We start from the raw sequence: 26,695 nt of genomic DNA, 5'->3' as shown, positions 1-26,695 counted from the left end.
TTCTGGCTGGTTCTTGCGGCTGCCCTTGGGCGGCTGGGGCGGAGCGGACGACGGCGGGTGGGAACCCGGCGTCGTCCGCTTTTGTTTGTACGCTGCAACATGACGACGGCTATTAGCCGGTTGCGTGTAAATGTCGCTCCTCGGATGTAGGTTTTGCTGCAGCAGCTTTGAAATTGCTGGCGGGCACATATTGGTGTCCGGTTACAGGAAAGTACTGGGGGTACGACATGGAATTTGCGGAGAAGCTTGCTGCTTTGGCGGCAAAAGTGCGTCAGCAACGGGGCGTTATTCAAACCGAAGAGGCAACGAAAAACGCCTTCGTGATGCCCTTCATTTCGACAATTCTCGGATACGACGTATTCAACCCTCTGGAGGTCGTGCCGGAGTTCATCGCCGACGTTGGACTCAAGAAGGGCGAAAAGATCGACTATGCCATCGTGAAGGACGGCGAAGTCCAGATTCTGATCGAGTGCAAGAAGTCGACGGAGCCTGTAAAGATCGAGCATGCCTCACAGCTCTTCCGGTACTTTGCCGTCACAAATGCTCGAATCGCCATCCTGACGAACGGCGAGGTCTACCAGTTCTTCACGGACCTCGACGCACCAAACCGTATGGATGCGAAGCCGTTCCTTGTGCTGGACCTGAATGATATCGACCAGTCACTGATCCCCGAACTCCAGAAGCTGTCCAAGGACGTCTTCGACCTTGAATCAATCATCAGCGCGGCCGGCGAATTGAAGTACATCGGCGAGCTCAAGCGAACCCTCGCTGGTCAGTTCAAGGAACCCGAGGACGAATGGGTCAAGTTCCTGACGGCCAGGGTCTATTCCGGGCCCTACACGCAAAAAGTGCGGGAGCAATTCACAGCCCTGGTCGGGAAAGCCACCAAGCAATTCCTCAATGACCAAGTTAACGAACGGCTGAAGAAGGCCCTGGGCAATCCGGGATTCCCGCAAACCGAGGACACAACTGTGCCAACCGCTGTCACCAGTGCCCCCGTCGCAGAAGCGGACCTTGCAGAAGCCGATGGTCTGGAGACGACGCTTGAGGAAATCGAAGGCTACCAGATTGTGCGGGCAATCGTGTGCAGCGAGGTAAAGCCAGTTCGAGTGGCTCAACGGGACGCGAAGTCTTACTTCGCAGTGCTCCTCGACGATAACAACCGGAAGCCCATTGCCCGGCTGCACTTCAACCGGACACAGAAGTACATAGGTCTCTTCGACGACAACAAGGACGAAACTCGAGTTCCGATCAACTCGCTTGAGGAGATCTACGAGCACACGGAAGCACTCCGGGCCACGGTGAAGAGCTACCTATGACGATGAATGAACAAGCTCGTTTTTCTTTTCCTGCCAGGAAACCAGGCTGCTCTGCGTATTCAAGGAAGTCTTCATGAAGATATCTGCGTACCTATACCGTAAGGAAGTCTCAGACTTCGCTCAATTGCTGAAACCCGTCCCCAGTGGAACGCTTGGCCCTACCAAACTGAAGCCGAAAGTGAAGCTAAGCATCCCATTCCAGGCGTGGTCGGTGCCCGGACGGCAGAAGCCCCCCTCATGGGCCGCGGTGGCAGGCGAACTGGTGGATACTTCAAATCTTGTTAATGTGTCGAACAGTCTTGTATTTCTATTCAAAGTGGACTCTCGGTTCTTTGCCGTGTCCTTCGGACACGGCCATTCAATTCTCAATGCAGAACTGTTAGAACCAGAGTTCGGACTACGCACTTCGGTCAACGCCGTTGATCCCAACAAGCTTGCAGCGATGCAGGTGCGAACGTTGAATGAAAACAGCAGGCAACAACGGAGTCAAACATCGAACCAAGCCAGCATCGCGGATCTTGATCTCGACGTCGAACGCGAAATGATTCGCTTCGTTCGCGGGAAGGTTGGTGACAACAGTTCTGCGGTCAAGAGCCTCGGCGGTTCTCAAGCTGTCGCACTTACCACCAAGAGTAAGTTGAAGGAGATCCCAACGGTTCTCTCGTGGCTATTGAAGAAATTCGAGTCCGATGCGTACAAAGCCAACTTTCCCTACCTTGACAACTTTGTCCCACTCAAGAAGGGCGACCCGGCAGTCGCTCCCTTGATCAAGCTTCTTCGCGAAGCCATTGCGAAGCCGGCAGGGCACAGAATCGGAGTAGCATCTCCCGATGACATATTCGGCGAGGAACCCGACTACTATCGGATATCTGGCGATCGCAAACGACGCGCCAATTTGGAAGATCTAACCCTTATAGACATCCTCGAACAAATATCTGATTCAACTAAAGCTGAACCTTTGGATGATCTCAAAATTACCCCCTACAATGCTGGAGGAGACCCCATCCGGACCTCGAGGAGGCTTCGCGATTACTTTGTGTACGAAGTGATTCATGAAAAACAGACGTACGTTTTTTGCCTCGGTCAGTGGTTTAGAATAGATAAAGACTATGTCAGAAAGGTAAATGATCAGGTTCATAGCCTATCTGATATTACAAATGACCTTACGCTTCCCGATTGGGGCAAGGGTGCAGATGGCAAGGAACTAGCAGAAGGTACCTACAACGAAGACACAGCCAAGAAGAACCAGTGGTTATTACTAGACAAGAAGAACTTCCCAATTGGCGGCCCTCACCAGAGAGTTGAAATTGCCGACATAATCACCCAAAAGGGAGACTTTCTCTGTGTCAAAAGGATGGAATCGTCCGCTACTCTTTCACACCTTTTCAGCCAGGCTGCCGTTTCTGCTGAGTTGTACGCCGAGGACGCCGCTGGCTATGCAGCGCACGTGAACAAAAAGTATGCCGCACATTTCGGATCTGCAACACTGCCAGCACGACCACGGATGGTTTTAGCGATTGCCACAGACAAGCCTGGCACTCTTGCCGATGTCCTTTTTTTCTTCAGCAAAGTCAATCTTATACAGCGTCGGCGGACCGTTGAGCGAGCTGGCTTTACTCTAGCTCTTGCTAAAATTGAAAAAACATGATGCGGGCAGTTCATCCATGCTGGAGCATCGTTTGCTGTGCGACGCCTATAGAAGTAGGCCCTGCCAATACCGGCAGCGCGCTAGTGTCTGTTGCCCATGCGTCTTAGCATCAGCGGTGGAACCTTGTTCCATCTGCAAGCGGAAGTTGGACTGGATGCGTTGACAGCGGGTCGTTGCTGTACGCGGCGACTAATCCTTATGGTCGTCAAGACCGCGAGGTAACTCGTCGACGAGAGGAAAGTCAGACGAATGAGCAAGGTATAGGGACGCTGTCTTAAACCTCCGCCACCGGCGCCGCGAATTGGGCCTCGTACAGCCGCGCGTAAGCTCCGCCGGCAGCAAGCAGTGAGGCGTGGTTCCCCTGTTCCACGATCTGCCCGTTCTCCATCACCAGGATGAGGTCGGCGTCGCGGATCGTGGACAGGCGGTGCGCAATCACAAAGGACGTCCGGTCGGACCGCAGTGCGCTCATAGCCTTCTGCACCAGCACCTCGGTCCGGGTATCCACCGAGGACGTCGCCTCGTCCAGGATCAACACGGACGGTTGTGCCAGGAAAGCCCGGGCAATGGTCAGCAGCTGCTTCTCGCCCGCGGAAACATTCGCGCCTTCGTCGTCCAGCACGGTGTCGTACCCCTCGGGCAGGGACTTCACGAACCGGTCCACATACGTTGCCTGCGCGGCCTCAAGCACCTCCGAAGAAGAAGCAGTCGGCCGCCCGTACGCGATGTTGTCCCGGATGGTCCCGCCGAACAGCCACGTATCTTGCAGCACCATCCCCATCCGCGAGCGCAGGTCGTGCCGGCTCATGGTGGTGATGTCCACGCCGTCCAGCGTGATCCGGCCGCCGTCGAGCTCGTAGAACCGCATCATCAGGTTCACCAGCGTGGTCTTGCCCGCCCCGGTGGGCCCCACAATGGCTACCGTCTGTCCCGGCTCCGCCACCAGGGAAAGCCCGGAAATCAGCGGCTTGTCCGGCGAGTACGAGAAGGACACGTCCTCAAACACCAGCCGCCCGCGCCCGGCACCATCCGGGCTCTGCAACCCAGCTCCCACGGGATCGGCGGTCTGTTCCTCCGTGTCCAGCAGCTCAAACACCCGCTCCGCAGAGGCCACGCCGGACTGCAGCAGGTTCGCCATGGACCCCAGCTGCGCCAGCGGCTGCGTGAACTGCCGCGAGTACTGGATGAACGCCTGCACATCGCCCAGCTGCATCGCACCGGACGCCACCTGCAGGCCGCCCACCACGGCGATCCCCACGTACACCAGGTTCCCGATGAACGTCATGGCCGGCATGATCAGCCCGGAAATGAACTGCGCACCGAAGCTCGCGTCATACAGCTCGGCATTCTTCTGCCGGAACCGCTCCCCCACCTCACGCTGCCGGCCGAACACCTTCACCAGCGCATGCCCGGTGTACGTCTCCTCGATCTGCCCGTTAAGCTCACCCGTGTTCTTCCACTGCTGCACGAACAGCTTCTGCGAGCGCTTGGCAATCAGCGCAGTGATCCCAAGCGTCAGCGGGATGGTCACCAGAGCGATCAAGGCGAGCGTGGGCGAGAGGATGAACATCATCACCAGCACGCCCAGCACCGTCAGCAGCGACGTCACCGCCTGGCTGATGGACTGCTGCAGGCTCTGCGAAATGTTGTCCACATCGTTGGTCACCCGGCTGAGCAGCTCACCGCGCTGGATCGAATCGAAGTACCGCAGCGGCAGCCGGTTGATCTTCGCCTCGATCTTTTCCCGCAGCCCGAACACCGTCCGCTGCACCACGCCGTTCAGCACATACGCCTGCCCCCACATGAACGCCGAACCCAGCACGTACAGGACCAGCGCCCACGTCAGCACACTGGCCAGCGCCCCGAAGTCGATCCCCATTCCCGGCGTCAGCGTCATGGCGCTGAGCATGTCTGCCTTCTGGTTCTCCCCCGACGCCCGCAGCATCGCAATCAGCTGCGCCTGCGTCATGCCCGGCGGCAGCTGCTTGGACACGACCCCGGCGAAGATCAGGTTGGTGCCTTCACCCAGCAGCCGCGGCCCGATGACCTGCAGCACCACACCCGCCACGGCCATGACCAGCACCAGGATCAGCCACGCGCGTTCCGGCCGCAGGGTGGCCAGCAGCCGCTTGGCGGAGCCGCTGAAGTTCATTGCCTTCTCGGCCGGGACATTCATCCCGGCAAAGGGTCCGCCCCTTCCGGGTCCGCCTGCCGGGCGCGGGATGCGTACGACGTCGGCCTGGCCGGCTTTGCCCCCGCCTGCGGTACCAGCGGGCGCGCCTTTGGCGCCGCGCACTGGAGTGGGTCCGTGGCTCATACCGTCTCCTCCGCAGCCAGCTGGGAGGAGACAATCTCACGGTATGTCCCCGAACTCTCCAGCAACTCATGGTGCGTGCCGTGCGCAACGATCCTGCCGTCGTCGAGCACCAAAATCTGGTCCGCGTCCGTAATGCTGGACACGCGCTGGGCGATGATCACCATGGTGGCACCGGCGGTGCTGCGCTTGAGCGCCTGCCGCAGCCGGGCGTCCGTCCCGGTGTCCAGGGACGAGAACGAATCGTCAAAGATGTAGAGCTCGGGCCGCTTCACCAGCGCCCGTGCAATGGCCAGCCGTTGCCGCTGACCGCCGGAGACGTTGGTGCCGCCCTGGGAGATGGCCGCATCCAGGCCATCCTCCATCTGCTCCACGAAGTCGCGGGCCTGGGCGATCTCCAGCGCGTCCCACAACTCATCCTCGGTGGCGTCCGGGTTGCCGTACAACAGGTTGCTGCGCACGGTGCCGGAGAACAGGTAAGGCTTCTGCGGCACCAGGCCAATGTGCCCCCACAGCAGGTCCGGGTCCAGGTCCCGCACGTCCACGCCGTCCATCAGCACGGCGCCGGAGGTGACATCGAAGAGCCGGGGCATGAGGTTCACCAGGGTGGTCTTGCCCGAGCCGGTGCTGCCGATGATCGCCGTCGTCTCCCCCGCGCGGGCGGTGAAGCTGATCCCGGACAGGACGGGCTGGTCGGCACCCGGGTAGGCGAATCCGACGTCGCGCATTTCCAGCTCGCCGCGCCGGACGGCGCTGGTGACCGGCGCCTTGGGCGGCACCACGCTGGAGCTGGTGCCCAGCACCTCGCCGATGCGGTCCGCGGACACCGACGCGCGCGGAATCATCACCGCCATGAAGGTGGCCATCATGACGGACATCAGGATCTGCATCAGGTAGCTCAGGAACGCGATCAGGGTGCCCACCTGCATGGACCCGTCCTCGATCCGGAACGAGCCGAACCAGATCACCGCCACGCTGGAAACGTTCAGGACCAGCATTACTACGGGGAACATGAGCGCCATCAGCCGTCCGGCGCGGAGGGCCACGTCCGTGACGTCGGTGTTGGCGCGGGCGAAGCGGGCGGTTTCCATGTCCTCCCGCACGAAGGCGCGCACCACGCGGATGCCCGTCAGCTGCTCCCGCAGCACGCGGTTCACGGTATCAATCCGGGCCTGCATCTTGCGGAACAGCGGCACCATCCGGGTGACAATGAGTCCGACGGCGATCAGCAGCACCGGGACGCACACGGCGATGAGCCAGGACAGCTGGGCGTCCTGCCTGATGGCCATGATCACCCCGCCGATGCTCAGCATCGGGGCTGCCACCATGAGCGTCGCGGACATGAGCACCAGTTGCTGGACCTGCTGGACGTCGTTGGTGGACCGGGTGATCAGGCTGGGTGCGCCGAAGCGGGTGACTTCCTGTTCGGAGAACTCGCCCACGCGTTCAAAGATGGCGCCGCGCAGGTCCCGGCCCAGTCCCATGGCCGCTTTGGCACCGAAGTACACAGCCACCACCGCACACACGATCTGCACCAGGGTGATGAGCAGCATGAAGCTGCCGGTGGAGAGGATGTAGCCGGTATCGCCCCGGGCCACCCCCTGGTCAATGATGTCCGCGTTCAGCGTGGGCAGGTACAGCGACGCAATGGACTGCGCCAGCTGGAACACCACGACGGCGGCCAGCAGCGGCCGGTGCGGCCGCAGGTATTCGACAAGCAACTTCCAGAGCAAGGCAGGCTCCAACCTGACGGTGTGTCCACAAAACGTGGTGCGAGGTCAGTGTACGTCCGGAAACTGGGACTTAACCGGGCGTTGCTGGAGGAAGTTTCGGGGTTCACTGACGGCGTACGGCGGGCCTCTATGTGCGTCGGTTCGAAGCGCCGCACCGCCCAGGCATCGCCGGATTCCTGCCTGCCCGGAATAGGCCCGGGGAGCAGGGAACACACGGAGCAACCGCGGCGTTCCATCCACGGGAACCAGCCCGAACAACTTTCAAGGACTGATGGATGAAGTGGATTTTTCTCGCCGGGGCGATTCTGAGTGAGGTGACGGCGTCCCTCTCCTTGAAGGCGGCCCTGGACAATCCGGCTCTCTTCATCGTGGTGGTTCTCGGGTATGCCGCCTCCTTCGCTTTCCTGGCCGGGGTCCTCCGGAAAGGACTGGGCCTGGGTGTCGCCTACGGCATCTGGTCTGCGCTGGGAGTAACCCTCACGGTGTTGCTGGCCGCTGTCCTCTTCGGCGAAGCACTGACACCCGTGATGATGGTCGGTGTCGCCATGGTGATCGGCGGGGTACTGTGCGTTGAACTCGGCTCACGCAAAGAGGCCGCCGAGGAACCGGTGAAGGAGTTGGCCAGCCGATGATGTGGCTGTTGCTGGCCGGAGCGATCCTGACCGAGGTCACCGCCACCCTGTTCCTGCGCGTGGCCTCCGATGGCAAGCGGCGCTGGTACGTGCCGGTCGGCGTCGGCTACGTCGTGGCCTTCACGTTCCTGACGCTGACCCTGCAACAGGGCATGGCCCTCGGGGTTGCCTACGGAATCTGGGCGGCAGCCGGCGTGGCGCTGACTGCCGTGGCCAGCCGCATCTTCTTCAAGGAGACCATCACAGCCGTCATGATGCTTGGGCTCGGCCTCATTATCGGCGGCGTCCTGCTCATCGAACTGGGCGCAACGCACTAAAAGCTGCTAGTACGTGCCCGTCGCATCAGGTTCAATGGCCCACGCCAGGCGGTGCAGGGCGCTTGCCAGCCGGCCCCGGAAGGCTTCCCGCCGGGACAGGCCGGGCTTCTTTGCCCGGACCTTCCTCGGCGCACGCGGCAGGGCGCTGGTGGCAGTATCGTCGCTCCTTGCAAGGAAGAGGGCAACAAGGCTTGAACCGTCCATGAAGTTGTTTCCTGAAATTCTGAAGGTCTCCACGCAAAGGTGGGACGGAATGGTTGGCGCGCGGACCAGCCCCCGGAATCCGCACTTTTGATTATGAAATAAGGCGGCGGAAGTCCCACAACCGGTTGACCAACTGTTACGGACCGCTAACTCAAGCGGAGGAGGCCGGCCTTGAAAGAGGGGTCTCCTCCGCCCCTCCGTCTATGTTCCAATGGGAGGGTTGCACCGGCTGCCCGAGTCCAACCGCGGCCTCGGCCCAACGGAAGGAGAAAAGCACATGACCGAACCCCAAGACCATCCCCCGGTCCCCACTCCCGGGAGCGCACAGGGCCTGGACCAGAAGGTTGAGGGCGGGTGCCCGGTGGCCCATGGCAGTGCCACTGCCCAGGGCAGCGAGAGTGAAAACCCTGCCATCGATTCGCCCCAGCCCAAGGGCACCCGGCCACGGACCCTCCAGGACTGGTGGCCCAACCAGCTGGACCTCTCCGTGCTGCACGCCCACGGCCAGGCCAGCAACCCCCTTGGCACCTCCTTCAACTACCGCGAGGAATTCCAGAAGCTCGACGTCGAGGCTCTCAAGCGGGACATCACCGAGGTCCTGACCACCTCCCAGGACTGGTGGCCGGCGGACTTCGGCCACTACGGCGGCCTGATGATCCGCATGAGCTGGCACGCGGCCGGCACCTACCGGGTCCACGACGGCCGCGGCGGAGCGGGCGACGGCGGCCAGCGGTTCGCGCCGCTGAACAGCTGGCCGGACAACGCCAACCTGGACAAGGCCCGGCGGCTCCTCTGGCCGGTCAAGCAGAAGTACGGCCAGAAAGTCTCCTGGGCCGACCTCCTGGTCCTGGCCGGCAATGTGGCCTTGGAGTCCATGGGTTTCACGACGTTCGGCTTCGCCTTCGGCCGTGAGGACGTGTGGGAGCCGGAAGAGATCTTCTGGGGCCCCGAAGACGCCTGGCTGGGCGACGAACGCTACATCGGCGAAGGCCAGATGGCGGAGGACGTCGGCTCCACCGAAATGGGCCTGATCTACGTCAACCCCGAGGGCCCCATGGGCAACCCGGACCCGGTGGCCGCGGCGGCGTTCATCCGCGAAACGTTCAAGCGGATGGCGATGAACGATGAAGAGACCTTCGCCCTGATCGCCGGCGGTCACACGTTCGGCAAGACCCACGGCGCCGGCCCCGCCGACGCACACGTGGGCCCCGAGCCGGAAGGCGCCAACCTGGAGGCGCAGGGCCTGGGCTGGCTCAGCACCTATGGCTCCGGCAAGGGCGCGGACACCATCACCTCGGGCCTCGAGGTCACCTGGACGGACAAGCCGACCCAGTGGAGCAACCGGTTCCTCGAAATCCTCTTCGAGTACGAGTGGGAACTGGTCAAGAGCCCCGGCGGCGCACACCAGTGGGTGGCCAAGGACGCCCCGGAAATCATTCCGGACGCCCACGACCCCAACAAGAAGCACCGCCCCACGATGCTCACCACCGACCTGTCGCTGCGCTTCGACCCCGTCTACGAGGAAATCGGCCGCCGCTTCCTGAAGAACCCGGACGAGTTCGCCCTGGCATTCGCCAAGGCCTGGTACAAGCTGCTGCACCGCGACATGGGTCCCGTGGGCCCGCACATGCTGGGCCCCTGGGTTCCGGAAGCCCAGCTGTGGCAGGATCCCGTTCCCGCCGTCGACCATGAACTGGTCGATGACCAGGACATCGCCTCGCTGAAGGCCAAGCTGCTGGATTCCGGCCTGACCATCCCGCAGCTGGCCGGCACGGCCTGGGCGTCGGCCGCCACCTACCGCAAGACGGACCGGCGGGGCGGCGCCAACGGCGCCCGGATCCGGCTGGAACCGCAGCGCAGTTGGGAAGCCTCCGAACCGGAACAGCTGGCAACCGTTCTTCCGGTGCTCGAAAAGGTGCAGGAGGAGTTCAACTCGGCCCAGGCCGGCGGCAAGAAGGTCTCACTGGCGGACCTGATCGTCCTGGGCGGCGCGGCCGCCGTCGAAAAGGCAGCAGCCGACGCCGGGTTCCCCGTCACGGTGCCGTTCCGCCCCGGACGTACGGACGCCTCGCAGGACCAGACCGACGTCGAATCCTTCCAGTACCTGCAGCCTCGGGCCGACGGGTTCCGCAACTACCTGCGCCCCGGCCAGAAACTGCAGCCGGAAACGCTGCTGCTGGACAAGGCCTACATGCTGGACCTTACTGCCCCGGAAATGACGGCGCTGGTGGGCGGCATGCGTGCCCTGGGCACCAATGTTGGCGGTTCCAGCCACGGCGTGCTGACGGACAAGCCGCAGGCCCTGACCAACGACTTCTTCGTCAACCTGCTCTCGCCCGGCACCAAGTGGAAGGCGTCCGAGTCCGGCGAAAACGTATACGAGATCACCGACGTTGCCAGCGGTGAACTGAAGTGGACGGCCACGCCGGTGGACCTGGTCTTCGGCTCCAACTCGCAGCTTCGGGCCCTCGCCGAGGTCTACGCCAGCGACGACGCCAAGGAGAAGTTCGTCAACGACTTCGTGGCCGCCTGGACCAAGGTCATGGAGCTGGACCGGTTCGACCTGAACTGACCCCAGCTACGAACTGAACAGGGACGGGGCCGGCTGCCACTGCAGCCGGCCCCGTCTGCGTTTCTCGCTAAACGTCGTCGGGGAAGCTGATCACGGCCGTGGTTCCTCCGCCGGGAGTCTCCTTGAGGCTCAGCTCCCCTCCGTGCGCTTCCGCGATCCGGCGGCAGATGGCCAGGCCCAGCCCCGAGCCCTGCCCGTCACCCTCCCGGTGCAGCCGGACCAGCGGCTCCAGCACGCGCTGCCGGTCCTCCGGCGCTATCCCTTTGCCGTTGTCCGCCACTACCACCGTTGATCCGTGATAGTTCGAAGTGCCGCTGATCCGCACCGCCAGGTCCCGCTCCGGGCTCTGGTAGTTCACCGCATTTGCCACCAGGTTTTGCAGCAGGGTCCGCAGCTGGCCGCGGTCCACCTGGAGCGTCATGTCCCCGCTGTCCAGGACAGCGTCGGGGCCAAACGGCAACCCCAGGTCCCTGGCCACCTCGGACGCCACAGCCTGGAGTGACGTGCGCTGGCGCTGGATGCCTCCGCCCATCCGGGAATAGGTCAGAACATCCTCAAGCATGCGGAGCATCCGGTGCCCGCTGGAGCCAATCAGCTGGAAATACTCGGCCGCCGGGTGGTCGCCGCCCACCTCGGGGTCGTCCTCGCCCATCTCCACATAGCCCAGCATGGTGGTCAGCGGTCCGCGGAGGTCATGGCTGACGCGGCCGGCGAACTCTGCCAGCTTGGCGTTGCTTTCCCGCACCTCCTCCAACGCGGTGTTCAGCTGCAGGGTGCGCCGCTGAAGTTCCAGGAGCTGTACCGCCTGGCGGGCCAGGATCTCCAGCATGTCCAGCTGGTCCTGCTCCGGCGTGCCGGCGGTATTGGAGAAGACGCACAGCGATCCGAGCACGAACCCCGACGCCGTCTCCAGCGGCACCGAGGCATAAAACCGCACGGCAGCGATCTCCCCGGTCACGAAGGGGTTCGATACAAGCCGGGGGTCCTGGGAAGCGTCGGGAACAACGGTTGTCCTCCCCGAGAGGAAGACCTGCGCACACATCGAGTCCTCCCGCGCGCATACGGCGGCTTCAAAGCCGACGGCGGCCACCTGGCGTTGCTCATCCGATGTGACCACGTTGATGACGCCGAAAGGGACACCACAGAGCTTGGCGGCCAACTCGACCAGGTTCTGGAGGGGTTCCAGGGAAAGTTCCACAGCGGGGTACCGGGATGCCTCTGAGGCGGAGGACGCCAGGCCATATTCCTGCAGCAGTTCGTCACGGTTCGCCGCGTCCCTGAGAGCAGTCCCCGTGGAATGAGTGCCCGCCAAATTCCCGTCCCCCTTTCCGACCACAAAAGGGTCCTCGGAGATCGTACAGCCCTGCCACAGCATCCCGGGAATGCGCTGGGCGGCACGGTGCGTTGGCACCCCACCTGCGAAAATAAGGCGGTGATCACCGAACATGCGCTGCTCCCCGTCCTTCCGGGCCGGGATGTGGAATTCGAGGCTACTTTTGAACTGGCCCGGCCGATTATCGCTTCCATGCCGGGCTTCGTCTCGCTCTCGCTGTCCCGCTCCATCGAATCCCCCGGTACCTATTTGCTGCTGGTCACGTGGGAGACCCTGGAGGACCATACGGTGGGTTTTCGTGGATCCCCGGAGTATCAGCAATGGCGGGCGCTGCTGCACCACTTCTATGAGCCGTTTCCGGTCGTTGAGCACTTCGAGGACGTGGCCCCTGCCGCCCGCTGACGCAGCCCTGGTGTTGGGGGGAAGCCCCCGCGCGAGTCAGGCTCCAGCGCAGGGGCTTCCAATGCTTCCTGCCGGGGAACTGACCGGAAGCGCTTTAAAATTACCGGCCAGTAGGCAGGCAGCTGCACCAAAAACAGCACCTTCGGTCAATCTTGAGCCAACCTTGAGCGGCTGCCTGGTCCATCGGTGCCGGCAAGAGTCAGTCGTCCGCCGCGCCTGCGGCGGCATCCGGGTCCTCCTCGGGCTCGAAGGTGTTGGGCTCGGCACCATCGGAAATACCGACGCCGTCCTTACCGCCAGGGATCCCGCCGTCGGCCTTGCCCTTGCCGGACCCGTTCCCGGCAGCATCCGCCGCCGAACCCTCCTGCGGATCTTCTTCGGGCAGTGAATCAGGTGAATTGATGGACATCGCTCCTCCTTCAGTGGCTGGGCCTCCACGCTAACAGTCGCCACGGCAAAAGGCGCCGGGCACGGGCGGTATTTTCCGCCCAAAGTTCCGGCCCTGCTACCGGCCGAGTTCCGCCGCCCGCTGCTGCCTCAGGATGTAGCGCTGCAGCTTCCCGGACGGCGTTTTGGGCAGCTCCTCCACGAAGTGGATGCGGCGCGGATAGGCGTGGGCCGCGAACTGCGTCTTGACCATGGCCTGCAGTTCAGCCACCAGCGCATCGCTGCCGGTTGTCCCCTCTGCCAGGACAACGTACGCCTCGAGGACTTCGCCGCGCAGTTCGTCGGGGGCGCCCACCACGGCGCTTTCCAGGACGGCCGGATGGGTGGACAGGACGCTCTCCACATCAAAGGGCCCAATCCGGTAGCCGGCCATGATGATCACGTCGTCATCGCGGGAGGAGAAAAAGTAATAGCCGTCCTCATCCGCCATGCCCGCGTCGCCGGTCAGGTACCACTGGGCATCCGCGCTGAACCGTTCGGCCGTCTTCTCCGGTGCATCCTGGTACCCCTTGAACCACATCATCGGGCTGCCGGCCACGTTGACGGCAACGCGGCCCAGCTCACCCGGGGCGGCCGGCTCGTCGGCGTTGTCCTTGAGGACCGCACAGCTCCATCCCGGCAGGGGCCGGCCCATGGAACCTGGCCGAAGCTCCGTCCTCACGTCGTCATGCCAGGCGTTGATAATCATCATTCCGTGTTCGGTCTGCCCGTAGTGGTCCCGAACTGGAACACCCAGCACCTCCCGCGCCCAGCTGATCACCTCCGGCGTCAGCGGCTCACCGGCGGATGAGGCGCGCCGAAGGTGGAAGGGCCCGGTTCCGGCGCCGGTCTTCGCGCGCATGGTGCGGTAAACCGTGGGAGCGGCGGCAAAGTTGGTGACGGAGAAGGCATCCAGCACTTTGAAGCTGAGTTCCGGGGAGAAGCCGGGGCGAAGCAGGAGGTTCCGCCGTCCCGCCGCCATGGGGCCAAGGATCCCGTAGTACAGGCCATAGGCCCAGCCCGGGTCTGCGGCGTTCCAGAACACGTCCTCTTCACTGACGTCCAGGCCCAGTTCCACGTACTGGCGGAAGGCGGCCAGTGCCCGGACCGGGACCGGCACCCCCTTAGGGGCGCCGGTGGTCCCGGACGTGAAGATCAGCACCAGGGCGGCGTCGCCGCCCACGGCTTCGGACGGGATCCCCGGCTGCTGCCGGGCCAGGAGCGGCGCGAGCGCCAGGTCGGGGTGGGCGGCTTCTGCACCGGCAACCACGACGGCGGCTCCGGTGTCCTGGATCTTCACCCGCTGGTCGGCGTCGGTGATCACAGCCTTTGCGCGGGAAGCGGTGAGCCGAAGTTCGATGGCCGGCCACGCGAACGCGGTGAACAGCGGCACGTGGACGGCGCCGCGCCGCCAGATGGCCAGGAGCATGACCACAAGGTCGGCCGATTTCCCCATCAGGGTGGCCACCGCGTCTCCTGGCCCAATCCCCAGCCCGGCCAGGGCGGCGGCTCCCCGTTCCGATCGCTCCCGCAGCTCGCCGTAGGTGATGTCCTCCGCGGAGAGGTCGGCTGCGACCACCGTGAAGGCAACGGCATCGGGATCGTGGTTGTCACACAGCAGGTCGGCGGCGCATGCGTCGGCCGCGCCGTAGGTGGCAAGCAGGGCATCAACGGCTGGAACCGGACGGGACATTCATTCTCCTTTGAACAGCATGGCCTGGGGTCAGTGGAATAAACCTACTGCACGGTAGGGCCGCCATGCTCCCGCTGACGTCAGGCCTTGCCGCCCGGCGGCCGGATGATCCGCCGCTGCGTGGCCACGGCGATGGCGGCAGTCCGGTTGTCCACGCCGAGCTTGCCGTAGATGTGGACCAGATGCGTCTTCACCGTAGCCTCCGAGATGAAGACCTGCTTGGCGATGGCCCGGTTGGAGAGGCCGGTGGCCAGCAGTTCCAGCAGCTGCACTTCCCGCGGGGTAAGCGCGGTGCCGGGGTTGCTGATCCGGTCCATCAGCAGCGCCGCCGCCCGGGGCGCCAGGACCGTCCCGCCCGCGGCAGCCTGCAGGACCGCCTGGCGCAGATGTTCCGGCGGCGCGTCTTTCAGCATGTAGCCGCCGGCCCCGGCCTCCACCGCGGCGAGGATGTCCGCGTCGGTGTCGTACGTGGTGAGGATGAGGACCGGCGGCGCGCCGTGGAGCTTCCGGATTTCAGCGGTGGCCGTAACGCCATCCATCCCCTCCCCCATCTGCAGGTCCATGAGGACAACGTCCGGTGCCTCACCCAGCGCCGTCAGCCGCGCCAGCTCATGCAGCGCGGCCCTGCCGTCGGCGGCTTCCGCGGCGATCGAAATCCCGTCGAAACCGGTGAGCATCGCCCTGAGCCCGGCCCGGACCACAGGGGGGTCATCCACCAGCAGAACGCGCACCTCACCCATCGATTCCACCCGCCAGCGGCAGCCGGATGCCCACCACGGTGCCCTCGCCCGGTGCTGACTCCACTGCCACCGAGCCGTTCAGCGCCCTGACGCGCTCCGCCAGCGAGCGCAGCCCGAACCCGCTGCCGTCGGCGGCGCCCGTGGCAGCTGCCGCAGCTGACGGGTCAAAGCCCGTGCCGTCGTCGTAAATGTCCATGGTCACCTCGCTGCCCAGGAAGGCCAGGCTGACGACGGCGGTCGCGGCCCGGGCGTGTTCCCGGACGTTCGCGAGGCTCGCCTGCGCCGCCCGCAGCAGGGTCACGCGCACCGGCTGGGGCAGGTCCCGCGGCTCACCGTCCACCTCCAGGCGGCAGCGCAGTGCCATTCCGGACGCTGCAGCGTCAGTCTCCGTCCGATCGCACAGCCGCTGCAGGGCTTCCACCAGCGTGGCCCCCTCCAGCTGCGGTGACGCCAGGCCGCGGACAAAGCTGCGCGCCTCGGCAAGGTTGTCCGCCGCAGTCTGCTGCACCAGGGCCAGCCGGGCCGAAGCCGTGGCCGCATCACCCTCATCCAGTGACTGCCCGGCTGCCCGTCCAAGGAGCACGATGCTGGACAGGCCCTGCGCCAGGGTGTCATGGATTTCCCGGGCCAGTCGCTCGCGCTCCGCCAGCATGCCCGCCTCATGCTGCGACCTGGCCAGTTCCTCCCGGGTCCGGCGCAACTCGTCCGCCGCGCGCCGCTGGTTCTCGGCTTCCCGGTACAGGGCGGCGTAGGCAAGGCCGGTGATCACGGAGAAGGCAGCCCCCAACACGGGCCCGACGACGGCGGCAGCATGTGGGACCGGGGCACCGCTCGCAGCCCACTGAGAGGCGATCACCGCCATGGTCATGGCTGCGATGGCCGGCAGGGCGGCGCGGCGGGGCAGCAGGTGCAGGTGCAGGAAGAAGATCGGGAAGGCAAGCCACGCGAAGTCGGCGCTGCCGGCCAGCAGGAACGCCCACAGGGCTGTCACCAGTCCCAGCCACAGCAAGCCGAAGCGGCGCGGGTTGAACCCGGTCCGGGCCTCGGCATGGCGCTTTTCGAGGACGGTCCCGGCCAGGTACACGGCAGCCAGGACGACGGCGGCGGCCGCCCAGAGCCAGCGCAGCGGACCGCCGGCCACCAGCATCCGGACCAGGGCCACGGCCAGCAGGACGGCGAAACCCGTGTGGAGGGTGACGCGCAGGACCCTGAGGATGGCCGCAGACGACGCGTTTTCCAGGGCATTCAGCGGCCCCTTCGCCGGGATGCCGGCAGGCTCCGCGGGTGATGGGAGCAGGGGCGTGGCAGGCATTTCATCAGCTTATGCCGCGGATGCCGGCGCCGGATCAACCGAAAGGTTGACTCCGGGTTCAACCATTCCATGCCCGCGGATCAACCGTCCCCGCGATGCGGCCGGGGGCTGCCGCCGGAAGAGTGGAAGGACAGAAGAATCCACCCTGATGAGAGAAGAAACAACGTGTTCCTGGCAATCCGCGACATCCGCTTCGCCAAAGGCCGGTTCGCCATGATGGGCGGCGTCGTAGCCCTGATCACCCTGCTGCTGGTCATGCTGTCCGGCCTGACGGCAGGGCTCGCCGAGCAGTCCACCTCGGCCATCGACAAGCTGGGAGCCGCCACCGCCCGGCCGGTGGACACCATCGCCTTCGGGGCGCCGCGGCAGGCCGAACCCAAAGCGTCCTACACGGACAGCTCCGTGACCGCAGCCCAGGTTGACCGCTGGCGGAACCAGCCCGGCGTCCAGTCCGCCGAGCCGCTCGGCATCACCCAGACCCGGGCGCAAACGGCCAGCGGTGCGGGCACCGCGAACGTGGCAGTCTTCGGCGTCACGCCAGGGAGTCCCTTGGCGCCGGCAGGGGTCACCGCCGGCACCGCCGTGGTGGGCAACTCGACCGCGGAGGCATTGTCCGTTGGCCAAGGGGACACGATTTCCCTGGGCGGCGTGGACCTCTCCGTCGCCGCCGTGGTCCCGGACCAGTGGTACGCGCACACCAGCGTGGTGTGGACGGTGCTCCCGGCGTGGGCAAAGTCGGCGCACGTGTCCGACGGCGGCCAGGTGGCCACCGTCGTCGCCGTCACCTACGCGGACGGGGCGGCGGTGGACGAGGCCGCGGCGGATGCTGCGGCGGGCACCGTCAGCCAGTCCCGCACCGGTTCCTTCCAGGCGCTGGGCTCCTTTAAGAGCGAGAACGGCTCCCTGACCCTGATGCAGGCATTCCTGTACGGAATCTCGGCCCTGGTGATCGTGGCGTTCCTGACCGTCTGGACCATCCAGCGCACCCGCGATATCGCCGTCCTGAAGGCCATGGGCGCGCCCGGTTCCTACATCCTCCGGGACGCCATGGCCCAGGCCGCGATCGTCCTGGTGGCGGGTGCGGGCGCAGGTGGAGCCGTGGGCGTCGCCGCCGGATCATTCGCAACCAAGGCTGCCCCCTTCCTGCTGGACCCGGGCACCACGGTGGTGCCCGTCGTCGGGATCGTCGCCCTGGGCCTGGCCGGCGCCGCCCTGGCGGTCCGGCGCGCCACCGCCGTCGACCCGCTGCTGGCCCTCGGCGGCAACTGAACCTCCCGTTTCCCGAAAGGAATCCTTCATGACTAGTCCTGCTCCCCTGAACCTGGTTGACGTCACCCTTGAATACCCGGACGGAGGCGGCACCACCACCGCCCTGGACCGGGTGAGCCTCACCGCGCACGCGGGCCAGTTGGTTTCCCTCGTGGGGCCTTCAGGGTCCGGCAAGTCCAGCCTCCTGGCCGCCGCCGCCACCCTGGTCCGCCCCACCCGCGGGCAGGTCGTCATCGACGGGACCGATACCTCCGGCCTAAGGGACAAAGAGCTCACCGCCCTGCGGCGGAGCAAGGTGGGCATCATCTTCCAGCAGCCCAACCTGCTGCCCTCGCTCACCGCCGTCGAACAGCTCATCATCGGCGATCACCTGCGCGGCGGTCCGGTGCGGGCGGCCCGCGCCAAGGCAGCAGCGCTGCTGGACGTGGTGGGCCTGTCCGCAAGCGCGGACAGGCTGCCGCACCAACTGTCGGGCGGCCAGCGGCAGCGGGTGAACATTGCCCGCGCGCTCATGGGCAGCCCCAAGGTGCTGCTCGTGGATGAGCCGACGGCGGCGCTGGACCACGAGCGCAGCGCCTCGATCATCGGCCTGCTCCGGCAGGTGACCAGCGAATTTTCGGTGGCGACCGTGATGGTCACCCATGACACCGAGTTCGTGCCCCTGACGGATGCCGTGGCCACCATGCGGGACGGCAGGCTGGCGGCACCGGTACTTGTGTAGCGCAGGTGCCCCTGGAACGTGGGCCTTACCCGCCCAGCAGGCTCGACATCTGCCGGAACCGGTCCACGCGTTCGGCCGGCGTGATCTCCTGCGGCCCAAGCCCCACCTTGAAGCCCAGGATGGGAACGGGCCCCGCGGCCTCCAGGCAGCGCTCGATCTCCCGGCCGTTCAGGAGGGAACTCGGAGGCGCTCCGTCAACCTCCACGGCCGGAAGGTGCGCGTCGATCCAGGGGTAGCCGAATCCGGTTTCCTCCGGCGAGCAGCCGGAGAACATCAGGCCCTCAAGGACCCCCGCCTCCCGCCCCAGCGCCAGATGCTGCACCGCCGTATCGGGGTTGCCCGACTCAATGACGGAGCGTCCCCAGTTCACGCTGATGCCTACCTGCTCCCAGCCCTGGCCGCGGAGCGCGACGGCGGTATCCACTTCCTCCGCGAAGGCCAGGAAGCCTTTTTCCGGGGTGCTGCCGGGGCGAGGGGCGTCGCAGTGTTCGATGAGTATGCGGGCCTTTCCCCAGTCCCACTCGAGGACTTCCTTGAGTGATTCCTGGAACCAGTGGGCCGAGGCGCTGCCGGTCGGGGCGGAATGCAGTTCCACGGCCTCCACCTCATGCCCCTCATCCCGGAGCTGATGCGCATAAGCCCGCACGCCGGCCACGAATTCCAGGGCTTCCCGGCGGCCTTGGGGATCGGCAGACGCCAGCCCGAACGTGCCGTTGGTGTCCAGCCGCTGCATGGTGCCCGGGATGGCCGTGACCATGGCCGACCATCCATCGGCTGCCCCGGCCGGCCACCCGGTACCGCCGTACGGACCATACGGGAGTTCCAGTCCCCGGATGGACGGAATGCCGGCAAGGCCGTGATGGAACTGCTCCTGACGTTCGGCAGGCTGGGCAGGGTAGGCACCGACAATCAAGGACAAGGAAGCTCCATTCGCAAGAGGCGGGGTGGCCCGCAAGCCCGGAAATCCGCAGTGGCAGAAGGTGTCCGGGCGCGGGGCGCAGTGGCGTCCACCTTAGCAAGGGCCGGGAGCGGTCCCCTTGAGGCGGCTGCAGTGGTCCGCCTGGAGCGTGCCGGGCCTACTCCGCCGTTGCCCGGTGCCGGTGCCTTCAGCTGAAGGGCGTTGCTGGTCAGCCTTTCTCCAGATTGCGGGGGCTCGGCAGGTTGCGGGGCTTCAGACAGGGGCTGGATCAGCAGGTTGCGGTGCAGGGTGACCCAGCCGTCCCGTTCCAGCGGGCCGTGGTCGAACTGGTCGGGAACAAAAAGGATGTCCCTGGTGTCGGGATCCTGCACTTCCACCAGGACGTCCCGGCCATCGCGGATCTCGCTGCACGCTTCCCAGTAGGACCAGTAGTCGTCCCATGGCGCCTTTCCCACCAGACAGGCCACCCCCGGCTCCATGCCGGGGGTGGCGTAGTAGGAAATGTCCTCGTACGAGGCCAGGAAGCGGGCCTCGCCGATTTTCGCGTCGCCTTCCTCATCCTGGATGGCGGGGATGGCATCCTGCTTGGTCAACTGCCGCTCCAGCACTCCCACAGTCCCGGGGGTCCCGACGAAGAAGTGCACGTAAAGAAGCCCGAGGATGGTGCAGGTGGAAACGCCGACGATTGCGGCCAGCATGATGACGAGCTTCCAGAACAACGTCAACGGTTCCGGCGGTCTCTGCCCGTAATAAGTGAAATTCAAAGCGCTGCCCCCTCAGGCTATTGATCTCCCTGCACGCTACATGCTGCGGATACGGTCCGTCGTCTTTGACGCCGTGTCCGTGCTGCCGGTGTTCACCGGCTCCGTCACCCCAGATGGTGCACGGTGAATGCCGTCAGGAACCCCACAGAAGCGGTGAGCCCCGTCAGGTTGTGGTGCTCCTCGAAAGCCTCGGGGATCATGGTGTCCGCCAGCATCGCCAGGATGCCGCCGGCGGCGACGGCGGTGATGAAGGCCACCAGCTCCTCGGGCGCATTTTCCAGCGCCACGTACCCCAGCAGTGCCGCCAGCCCGCTGAGGACCGCAATGCCGCCCCACAGCCCAAACACGTAGCCCCTGCTCCGGCCTGCCTTCTTCATGCCGGCCGTTCCGGACAGCCCCTCCGGCACGTTGGAGATAAAGACCGCCGCCAGCATGGCGGGACTTACTGCTCCCCCGGCCAGCAGGCCGACGCCCAGCACGACGGACTCCGGCACACCGTCCAGCAAGGCGCCGACGGCGATGGCCGTGCCGCTGCCCGGATCGTCCTTTTCGGAGGGCTGCTGGTCCCCCGACCGCTTGCGATGCTTGGCTCCGGCCCGGGCCAGGAGCATGTTGGCACCCACATACACCACGGCGCCGGCCAGGAACCCCGCGGCGGTGGGCCACAGGCCGCCGCCCTTGACGGCCTCGTCCACCAGCTCAAAGGCAAGGGCCGAGATCAGCACGCCCGCGCCGAAGGCCATGATCGTGGAGACGACTTTGGACGGAATGGACCAGCGCCAGGACACGGCGGCGCCCAGGACCAGGGCGGCACCGGCGCCGGTGCCCCAGACAAGTGACATTAACCAGGTAGGCATATGTCTTCCGTCCCCCGTCCGCTGGAGATGAAACAAAGCCGGTCCCTGCCGGCCCGGATCCGGGTCAGCCAGCCGTACGGCCCGCGTCAGGCAGCGCGCTGGGAATTGATGGGATCTTGAGTCAAACCTTGCGATCCCTAGAACTTCCAGGTCCACGCTGAAGCCATAAGACAAAACCAGCTTGTGGGGAGCAGGAAGTCATGGGAAGCAAAGCAGCGTTGGACAACGAAGTCACATCCGTGGGGGGAGTGCTGACGGACAAACAGCCGCTGGACTTCCACACGTTGGGGCTCGCCGGATGCATCGACCGGTTGACGGCTCCCCTGCGCCAGCGCGGGACCGCGGTCCACTGGGATACTCCGCACTGGGGCATCGAGATCCCGGCGGACTGCGCGTCCCTCCTCTACCAGTCCGCCCGCGAGGCCTTGAGCAACGCGTTCAAGTTCTCTTCCGCGTCCTCGTTGAATATCCAGCTGGCAGCCGTTGACCACGGCATCCGCCTTGTGGTGGCCGACGACGGCACAGGCTTTGACAGCAGCCTCGCCACCTGCGGGCGCCACCACGGGTACGGGCTGCGCCTGATGGCGGTGGCAGTTCAGGAAGCCGGCGGTGCCGTGGACATCAGCTCCACCCCCGGCAGCGGCACCAGCGTGACAGTAACCCTGCCGCTGGACTGACCCTCCCGCTGGACTGGGCTGCCGCGGGAGTGGGCGCCGCTGGGTTGGGCTGCGGACCAAAGACCCGGATGCCCGCCGTTGCTGGGACGGCGGGCATCCGCATGCCGGCCGGGGACCGGAAAATCAGCGGGAGAGCTTGGCGCTGTCCGGCTCCAGGTCGCCGATGTGCCCGGGCGCGTTGGCGGCCAGGACCCTGGCGACGAACGCCGCATACTCGTCCATGTAGTGGCGCAGGAATTTGGCGGTGGACTCATCTTTGACCTCGCCGTCGTCGCCGAAAACGGCGGGGTCGTACTTGACGTAGGCCTCGGGGGCGTTGAGCTGCGGCGCGTCCAGGAAGCTCAGGACAGCCCGCATGGAGGACTGCATCACCGCCGTCCCAATGCTGCCCGGGGAGGCGCCGATGATTCCCGTGGGCTTGCGGGCAAACGAGTTGGTGCCCCAAGGGCGGGAGCCCCAGTCGATGGCGTTCTTGAGCGCGCCGGGGATGGAGCGGTTGTACTCGGGGGATACGAACAGGATCCCGTCCGCGGCTTCGATGGCTTCCTTGAGGGCACGGCCCTCCGGCGGGAAGTCGGCGTCGTAATCGTAGCTGTAGAGCGGGAGGTCTTTGATCGGGATCTCGGCGAATTCCAGTTCCTCCGGGGCGAGTTTGATCAGGGCGTTGGCCAGGACCCGGTTGATGGACCCGCTGGCCAGGCTGCCTACGAAATATCCGATCTTGTACTGTGCCATGAGTAATCCTTCCCAACGGCCGGCCGCGGCCGGCTGGCTGACTGTGGCTGGAATGGCGCCGCGCCCTGCGGCGGGCGCTGGGAACGGCGGGTAGTGCCCACTGCCCCACCAGTCCAGCACAGAAGCACGGCGGCCAGAGCGCCCGGAAGTCCTGACATCCAGGCAACGGACGACGACGGCCCGGTCCACAAGCAGGCAGTGGCACTGGCGGTACCGCCGGCAAGTAGCCTGCCCTCGAATTACCCCTTGCATGCCCGTCCGCGGTCTACTACGTTGTAATTCAAATCAAGAAAGCGCTTTCCCGCACCTCTGCGCACCTTAGAAGCGCCCCATCACCAGTGGAATTGGATGACATGACGGACAACACCCCCATCAGGTGGATCGATGGCCAGGCCCCAGCTGAAATCAGCAGCGGAACCACTTGGGGCATGCCCTTCCCGCGCGGCACCGTGTCCGGCGCGGACGCCCTGGGCGTGCAGGACGCTGCCGGTACCCGCGTCGCCAGCCAGGCCTGGCCCCTGGCCACCTGGCCGGACGGCTCCCTGAAGTGGGCGGGCATCGCCCTGCCCGCAACAGACCAGCTGTCGGACGCCTACCATGTGACAACCGACGGCGCCGCAGCCACCGCTGCCGGCCAGCCGCCGTCGGGCGCTGCCTCGGTCACGGTCGACGACGGTGACGACACCCTCACCATCGATACCGGCGCCCTGACGATGGTGCTTAACCGCGCCGGGGCCACCCTGTTCAGCAGCCTCTCCCGGAACGGACGGGAGGTGGCGCGCGACGCCCGGCTGGTCAGCCTGCTGCAGGACGGCCTTCCCGAAGGTGCAGGAAGCGTGAGCCGGGACGCCTATACCGGCGAGGTGACCGCCGTCGTGGTGGAACAGTCCGGTCCCGTCCGCGCGGTGGTGCGGCTGGAAGGCACCCACCGGCCGGACGCTCCCGGAAGCGGCCAGCGGGGCTGGCTGCCGTTTGTGGTGCGGTTCTACTTCTACGCCAGTGCCCGCAGCGTGCGCATGGTGCACACATTCATCTGGGACGGGGACGCTGAACGGGACTTCCTGGCCGGACTGGGCGTCCGCTTCACGGTGCCGTTGGAGGATGAACTGCACAACCGCCATATCCGGATCGCCGGAGCCGACGGCGGCTTCCTCACCGAAGCAGTCCGCGGGCTCACCGGACTCCGCCGCGACCCGGGTACTGAGGTGCGGGAAGCCCAGGTGGCCGGGCGCGCCACGCCAGCCCCCGAAACGTGGAACCCGGAGGTCTCGGAGCGCCTGCACCTCATCCCCTCATGGGGTGACTACACCCTCACCCAGCTCAGCGCCGACGGCTTTGACCTGCGGAAGCGGACAGCCCCCGGCCACGGCTGGGTGGGCATTTCCGGCGGCACGCGGTCGGCCGGCTTCTGCTCACTGAGCGGTCCGCGGGGTGGCCTGGGTGTGGGAATCAAGGACTTCTGGCAGTCCCATCCGGGGCAGCTGGACATCCGCGGCGCCGCCGGCGCCGAAGCATCCCTGACGGCATGGCTGTACTCCCCCGAGGCCCAGCCGATGGATCTGCGGTTCTACCATGACGGCCTGGGCCAGGACACCTTCGAGGAGCAGCTTGAGGGACTGGAGATCACGTACGAGGACTATGAACCCGGATTCGGCAATCCCACCGGAATTGCCCGCACCCATGAGCTGACCTTGTTCGCCTATGACGCCACGCCGTCCACGGAAAGCCTCGCCGCCGATGCAGCTTCGGCCTCCACCCCGGCCTTGCTGCAGGCTACCCCGGAATACCTGCATTCCGTGGGTGTTTTCGGTGACTGGACCCCCATGGACCGCAGCACTCCGGAACGGGCACGGCTGGAGGACCGGCTGGACTTCCTGTTCGACTTGTACGCCGGCCAGGTGGAGCAGCGCCGGTGGTATGGATTCTGGAACTACGGCGACGTCATGCATACGTACGATTTCGACCGGCACGTGTGGCGCTACGACGTGGGCGGCTACGCGTGGGACAACTCCGAGCTCTCCCCGGACCTGTGGCTCTGGTACTCCTACCTGCGTTCCGGCCGCGCGGACATTTTCCGCTTCGCCGAGGCCATGACCCGGCACACGGGCGAGGTGGACGTGTACCACCTGGGTCCTTGGAAGGGCCTGGGCTCCCGGCACAACGTGCAGCACTGGGGCTGCAGCGCCAAGCAGTTGCGGATCAGCACCCCGGCCTACCGCCGCTTCTACTACTACCTGACGGCGGACGAGCGCACCGGTGACCTGCTCACAGAGCTGGTGGACAGCGACCAGAACTTCCTGGGCCTGGACCCGGTCCGCAAGGTCCGCCCGGACGCCGCCACGTACCGGCCGGACCGCGGGGCCCTGGGCGTGGGCCTCGGCACGGACTGGGGCTCGCTCGCCGCCACCTGGCTCACTGACTGGGAACGCACCGGCAATCCGCGGTCCCGGGACCGGCTGCTGGGCACCATGGCGGACATCGGCGCCCTCAAGTACGGCTTCCTCACCGGCGAGGCGCTGTATGACCTGGACAGGGGCCGGTTCGACACCGGCCGGGAGCAGATCTCGGTGTCGCACCTCAGCGCCGTGTTCGGGCTGGTGGAGATCTGCAGCGAACTGGTGGATTTGGTTGACGACCCCGGATTCGAGCGGGCCTGGCTGCAGTACTGCCGCCTGTTCCTTGCCACCAAGGAGGAGCAGGTGGAGGCCGTGGGCCAGCCGCTGGAGGGCATATACCTCACCCAGGCCCACAGCAGGCTCACCGCGTACGCGGCTGCGCGGCTGGGCGACCAGGACCTCGCCGCCCGGGCGTGGGAGAGCTTCGCCGAAGGCGGCGAACACCTGAACCACGAGTCAGCATTCACGCTTCGAAGGATCGAACCGCCGTTTGTGCTGCTCGCCGTGGATGAAGCGCCCACGGTCTCCACCAACGACACCGCGCAGTTCGGGCTTGCGGTGATCCAAAACCTGGCCCTGGTAGGCCGGCACCTCCCCTAGGACACCCGCCCCACCCAACTCTGGAAACCTGCCGGACCAAAAGGTACATTGGTAAGCATGCTGATGATTATTACCGAGTCATCAGCTTCCGGTAGCAAAGCGAAGGAGACGTTATGAGCACGAAGGTGGAAAAACGCATTCTGGTGAACGTACCGGTGAGCACCGCTTATAACCAGTGGACCCAGTTCGAGGAGTTTCCGCACTTCATGGGCGGCGTCAAGAGCGTAACGCAGCTCAGCGACGACCGGCTGGAGTGGGTGGCTGAAATCGGCGGGGTCCGCCGCCAGTGGGAGGCCCGGATCCTTGAGCAGGTCCCTGACCGCAAGGTTGCCTGGGCGGCCACCGAGGGGGCCACGAATGCCGGCGCGGTTGAGTTCGAGGACGTTGGAGGCGGCCAGACCTCCATCCGGCTGACCCTGGAATACGAGCCCGAGGGCATCGTCGAGAAGGTGGGGGACAAACTGAACGTGGTGGACCGGCAGGCCGAGGCCGACCTGCAGCGGTTCAAGGAATTCATCGAGGACGAAGGCTATGCCAGCGGCGCATGGCGGGGTTCCGTCAACACGGGCGCTGCCGTGGGTACCCCCGGCGTTGAGCATGCGGGCGCTTCCCGCGGCGACTCCGGCAAGGCGGGCGTCTCCGGCAAGGTTGCGGCCGGCGTCGGCATTGCGGCCGCCGCCGGCGCAGCGGCGGCGATGGCTGCCGGCGCCAATAAGGACAAGGACGCGACGGTCACCGACACGGCCCACGCGGTCCCGGCGGAGCCGGTTGTTCCTGCGGAGCCCCTCACCACGGGTTCCACAGCCGGCTCGGCGGAGGCTGGGACTGGAATCCATGCAGCGGGAACGACGTCGGGCACGACGTCGGGCGCCGGGTCCTCCGGTTCCGTTGCGGATCTGGATGACGGCAGGATCGGGCACCCGTTCGACCAGACCAACGGTCTGGTGGACACCACGGGCGAGTCGGACGACACCCTTGAGGGTGAAAACCTGAGCGCCGGTGAACGGCGTGCGGACGACCGCCGCGACGACGGCGGGCTGCCGCCCGTCGGCGGCAACCTCGGCGGCCACTGACCCGCCCTGCACCCAAGCAAAGTGCCGCCCGCCTTCCCC

At 65.6% G+C, this 26,695-nt stretch carries 23 protein-coding genes; 11 read left to right on the top strand and 12 right to left on the bottom strand.

Features of this window, described 5'->3' with window-relative positions; translation table 11 throughout:
* Nucleotides 1–227: 227 nt before the first annotated feature.
* Together PUN71_RS15950 and PUN71_RS15945 are read left to right on the top strand one after the other, a co-directional pair.
* Nucleotides 228–1,319 (top strand): type I restriction endonuclease, encoded by a 1,092-nt coding sequence (locus tag PUN71_RS15950; protein WP_277799207.1) that lies wholly within the window; start codon nucleotides 228–230, stop codon nucleotides 1,317–1,319.
* Between the two features lie 73 nt (nucleotides 1,320–1,392).
* Nucleotides 1,393–2,967 carry a TIGR04141 family sporadically distributed protein gene (locus tag PUN71_RS15945; RefSeq protein WP_277799206.1) on the top strand — a complete coding sequence of 525 codons (1,575 nt, stop codon included), beginning with the start codon at nucleotides 1,393–1,395 and terminating at the stop codon, nucleotides 2,965–2,967.
* Nucleotides 2,968–3,241: 274 nt separating this feature from the next.
* Here PUN71_RS15945 and PUN71_RS15940 read toward each other — a convergent pair whose 3' ends face one another.
* Together PUN71_RS15940 and PUN71_RS15935 are read right to left on the bottom strand one after the other, a co-directional pair.
* Nucleotides 3,242–5,284: an ABC transporter ATP-binding protein gene (locus PUN71_RS15940; RefSeq protein ID WP_277799205.1), complete on the bottom strand. Its 2,043-nt coding sequence runs from the start codon at nucleotides 5,282–5,284 to the stop codon at nucleotides 3,242–3,244.
* Nucleotides 5,281–7,014, bottom strand: a complete 1,734-nt coding sequence (locus PUN71_RS15935) for an ABC transporter ATP-binding protein (RefSeq protein WP_277799204.1) — start codon at nucleotides 7,012–7,014, stop codon at nucleotides 5,281–5,283. Before PUN71_RS15935 ends, PUN71_RS15940 begins: the two co-directional genes overlap by 4 nt.
* Nucleotides 7,015–7,289: 275 nt before the next feature.
* On the opposite strand from PUN71_RS15935, the gene PUN71_RS15930 reads away from it, so the two are divergent.
* Nucleotides 7,290–7,646, top strand: a complete 357-nt coding sequence (locus PUN71_RS15930) for a DMT family transporter (RefSeq protein ID WP_277799203.1) — start codon at nucleotides 7,290–7,292, stop codon at nucleotides 7,644–7,646.
* Nucleotides 7,643–7,963, top strand: a complete 321-nt coding sequence (locus tag PUN71_RS15925; RefSeq protein WP_277799202.1) for a DMT family transporter — start codon at nucleotides 7,643–7,645, stop codon at nucleotides 7,961–7,963. The genes PUN71_RS15930 and PUN71_RS15925 overlap by 4 nt, the downstream gene beginning before the upstream one ends.
* Before the next feature lie 6 nt (nucleotides 7,964–7,969).
* Here PUN71_RS15925 and PUN71_RS15920 read toward each other — a convergent pair whose 3' ends face one another.
* Complete coding sequence (locus PUN71_RS15920) at nucleotides 7,970–8,167, bottom strand: hypothetical protein (protein ID WP_043452644.1); 198 nt, start codon at nucleotides 8,165–8,167, stop codon at nucleotides 7,970–7,972.
* Nucleotides 8,168–8,444: 277 nt separating this feature from the next.
* Between PUN71_RS15920 and katG the strand changes: the two genes are divergently transcribed.
* Nucleotides 8,445–10,739 (top strand): catalase/peroxidase HPI, encoded by a 2,295-nt coding sequence (gene katG, locus PUN71_RS15915; protein WP_277799201.1) that lies wholly within the window; start codon nucleotides 8,445–8,447, stop codon nucleotides 10,737–10,739.
* A 67-nt stretch (nucleotides 10,740–10,806) separates the two neighbouring features.
* On the opposite strand, the gene PUN71_RS15910 is transcribed toward katG, so the two are convergent.
* The gene (locus PUN71_RS15910) at nucleotides 10,807–12,051 is read right to left on the bottom strand and encodes a GAF domain-containing sensor histidine kinase (RefSeq protein WP_277799200.1); all 1,245 of its coding nucleotides are present in this window, start codon (nucleotides 12,049–12,051) and stop codon (nucleotides 10,807–10,809) included.
* A 120-nt stretch (nucleotides 12,052–12,171) separates the two neighbouring features.
* Between PUN71_RS15910 and PUN71_RS15905 the strand changes: the two genes are divergently transcribed.
* Nucleotides 12,172–12,474 carry an antibiotic biosynthesis monooxygenase family protein gene (locus PUN71_RS15905; RefSeq protein ID WP_277799199.1) on the top strand — a complete coding sequence of 101 codons (303 nt, stop codon included), beginning with the start codon at nucleotides 12,172–12,174 and terminating at the stop codon, nucleotides 12,472–12,474.
* 199 nt (nucleotides 12,475–12,673) lie between these two features.
* Here the strand turns inward: PUN71_RS15905 and PUN71_RS15900 are convergent, their stop codons facing one another.
* From PUN71_RS15900 to PUN71_RS15885, 4 genes are all read right to left on the bottom strand, one after another.
* A complete protein-coding gene (locus PUN71_RS15900) occupies nucleotides 12,674–12,883 on the bottom strand; it encodes a hypothetical protein (protein WP_043452562.1) in 210 nt (69 codons plus the stop codon).
* Between the two features lie 96 nt (nucleotides 12,884–12,979).
* Entirely contained in the window at nucleotides 12,980–14,593 is a 1,614-nt protein-coding gene (locus PUN71_RS15895) for an AMP-binding protein (protein WP_277799198.1), read from the bottom strand.
* An 80-nt stretch (nucleotides 14,594–14,673) separates the two neighbouring features.
* Nucleotides 14,674–15,333: a response regulator gene (locus tag PUN71_RS15890; protein ID WP_277799197.1), complete on the bottom strand. Its 660-nt coding sequence runs from the start codon at nucleotides 15,331–15,333 to the stop codon at nucleotides 14,674–14,676.
* Nucleotides 15,326–16,645 carry a sensor histidine kinase gene (locus PUN71_RS15885; protein WP_277799196.1) on the bottom strand — a complete coding sequence of 440 codons (1,320 nt, stop codon included), beginning with the start codon at nucleotides 16,643–16,645 and terminating at the stop codon, nucleotides 15,326–15,328. The genes PUN71_RS15890 and PUN71_RS15885 overlap by 8 nt, the downstream gene beginning before the upstream one ends.
* A gap of 165 nt (nucleotides 16,646–16,810) precedes the next feature.
* Here PUN71_RS15885 and PUN71_RS15880 point away from each other — a divergent pair, with 165 nt between their 5' ends.
* Nucleotides 16,811–17,914, top strand: coding sequence for an FtsX-like permease family protein (locus tag PUN71_RS15880; RefSeq protein ID WP_277799195.1), 1,104 nt, complete (start codon nucleotides 16,811–16,813; stop codon nucleotides 17,912–17,914).
* A 28-nt stretch (nucleotides 17,915–17,942) separates the two neighbouring features.
* Nucleotides 17,943–18,635, top strand: a complete 693-nt coding sequence (locus tag PUN71_RS15875; RefSeq protein WP_277799194.1) for an ABC transporter ATP-binding protein — start codon at nucleotides 17,943–17,945, stop codon at nucleotides 18,633–18,635.
* Nucleotides 18,636–18,660: 25 nt separating this feature from the next.
* Here the strand turns inward: PUN71_RS15875 and PUN71_RS15870 are convergent, their stop codons facing one another.
* From PUN71_RS15870 to PUN71_RS15860, 3 genes are all read right to left on the bottom strand, one after another.
* A complete protein-coding gene (locus PUN71_RS15870; protein ID WP_277799193.1) occupies nucleotides 18,661–19,554 on the bottom strand; it encodes a DUF4862 family protein in 894 nt (297 codons plus the stop codon).
* A complete protein-coding gene (locus tag PUN71_RS15865) occupies nucleotides 19,545–20,279 on the bottom strand; it encodes a hypothetical protein (protein ID WP_277799192.1) in 735 nt (244 codons plus the stop codon). Before PUN71_RS15865 ends, PUN71_RS15870 begins: the two co-directional genes overlap by 10 nt.
* Nucleotides 20,280–20,422: 143 nt before the next feature.
* Entirely contained in the window at nucleotides 20,423–21,175 is a 753-nt protein-coding gene (locus PUN71_RS15860; protein WP_043452552.1) for a ZIP family metal transporter, read from the bottom strand.
* A 200-nt stretch (nucleotides 21,176–21,375) separates the two neighbouring features.
* On the opposite strand from PUN71_RS15860, the gene PUN71_RS15855 reads away from it, so the two are divergent.
* Complete coding sequence (locus PUN71_RS15855; protein ID WP_277799191.1) at nucleotides 21,376–21,852, top strand: sensor histidine kinase; 477 nt, start codon at nucleotides 21,376–21,378, stop codon at nucleotides 21,850–21,852.
* A 123-nt stretch (nucleotides 21,853–21,975) separates the two neighbouring features.
* On the opposite strand, the gene PUN71_RS15850 is transcribed toward PUN71_RS15855, so the two are convergent.
* Nucleotides 21,976–22,587 carry an NADPH-dependent FMN reductase gene (locus PUN71_RS15850; protein WP_277799190.1) on the bottom strand — a complete coding sequence of 204 codons (612 nt, stop codon included), beginning with the start codon at nucleotides 22,585–22,587 and terminating at the stop codon, nucleotides 21,976–21,978.
* A 353-nt stretch (nucleotides 22,588–22,940) separates the two neighbouring features.
* Here PUN71_RS15850 and PUN71_RS15845 point away from each other — a divergent pair, with 353 nt between their 5' ends.
* A complete protein-coding gene (locus PUN71_RS15845) occupies nucleotides 22,941–25,583 on the top strand; it encodes an exo-rhamnogalacturonan lyase family protein (protein WP_277799189.1) in 2,643 nt (880 codons plus the stop codon).
* 113 nt (nucleotides 25,584–25,696) lie between these two features.
* The gene (locus tag PUN71_RS15840) at nucleotides 25,697–26,656 is read left to right on the top strand and encodes an SRPBCC family protein (protein WP_277799188.1); all 960 of its coding nucleotides are present in this window, start codon (nucleotides 25,697–25,699) and stop codon (nucleotides 26,654–26,656) included.
* Nucleotides 26,657–26,695 lie beyond the last annotated feature (39 nt).

The sequence above is a fragment of the Arthrobacter sp. NQ7 genome (genome assembly GCF_029581595.2).
Classification (GTDB): domain Bacteria; phylum Actinomycetota; class Actinomycetes; order Actinomycetales; family Micrococcaceae; genus Arthrobacter; species Arthrobacter phenanthrenivorans_B.
The sequence above is the reverse complement of the archived record's forward strand: the minus strand, read 5'-3'. Positions and strand labels throughout refer to the sequence as shown.

Coding starts and splice junctions, on each gene's coding strand:
- PUN71_RS15890 (WP_277799197.1), bottom strand. CDS start 15,333: ATGGGTGAGGTGCGCGTTCTGCTGGTGGATGACCCCCCTGTGGTCCGG.
- PUN71_RS15945 (WP_277799206.1), top strand. CDS start 1,393: ATGAAGATATCTGCGTACCTATACCGTAAGGAAGTCTCAGACTTCGCT.
- PUN71_RS15875 (WP_277799194.1), top strand. CDS start 17,943: ATGACTAGTCCTGCTCCCCTGAACCTGGTTGACGTCACCCTTGAATAC.
- PUN71_RS15860 (WP_043452552.1), bottom strand. CDS start 21,175: ATGCCTACCTGGTTAATGTCACTTGTCTGGGGCACCGGCGCCGGTGCC.
- PUN71_RS15840 (WP_277799188.1), top strand. CDS start 25,697: ATGAGCACGAAGGTGGAAAAACGCATTCTGGTGAACGTACCGGTGAGC.
- PUN71_RS15940 (WP_277799205.1), bottom strand. CDS start 5,284: ATGAGCCACGGACCCACTCCAGTGCGCGGCGCCAAAGGCGCGCCCGCT.
- PUN71_RS15925 (WP_277799202.1), top strand. CDS start 7,643: ATGATGTGGCTGTTGCTGGCCGGAGCGATCCTGACCGAGGTCACCGCC.
- PUN71_RS15895 (WP_277799198.1), bottom strand. CDS start 14,593: ATGTCCCGTCCGGTTCCAGCCGTTGATGCCCTGCTTGCCACCTACGGC.
- PUN71_RS15950 (WP_277799207.1), top strand. CDS start 228: ATGGAATTTGCGGAGAAGCTTGCTGCTTTGGCGGCAAAAGTGCGTCAG.
- PUN71_RS15855 (WP_277799191.1), top strand. CDS start 21,376: ATGGGAAGCAAAGCAGCGTTGGACAACGAAGTCACATCCGTGGGGGGA.
- PUN71_RS15885 (WP_277799196.1), bottom strand. CDS start 16,645: ATGCCTGCCACGCCCCTGCTCCCATCACCCGCGGAGCCTGCCGGCATC.
- PUN71_RS15900 (WP_043452562.1), bottom strand. CDS start 12,883: ATGTCCATCAATTCACCTGATTCACTGCCCGAAGAAGATCCGCAGGAG.
- PUN71_RS15920 (WP_043452644.1), bottom strand. CDS start 8,167: ATGGACGGTTCAAGCCTTGTTGCCCTCTTCCTTGCAAGGAGCGACGAT.
- PUN71_RS15930 (WP_277799203.1), top strand. CDS start 7,290: ATGAAGTGGATTTTTCTCGCCGGGGCGATTCTGAGTGAGGTGACGGCG.
- katG (WP_277799201.1), top strand. CDS start 8,445: ATGACCGAACCCCAAGACCATCCCCCGGTCCCCACTCCCGGGAGCGCA.
- PUN71_RS15845 (WP_277799189.1), top strand. CDS start 22,941: ATGACGGACAACACCCCCATCAGGTGGATCGATGGCCAGGCCCCAGCT.
- PUN71_RS15850 (WP_277799190.1), bottom strand. CDS start 22,587: ATGGCACAGTACAAGATCGGATATTTCGTAGGCAGCCTGGCCAGCGGG.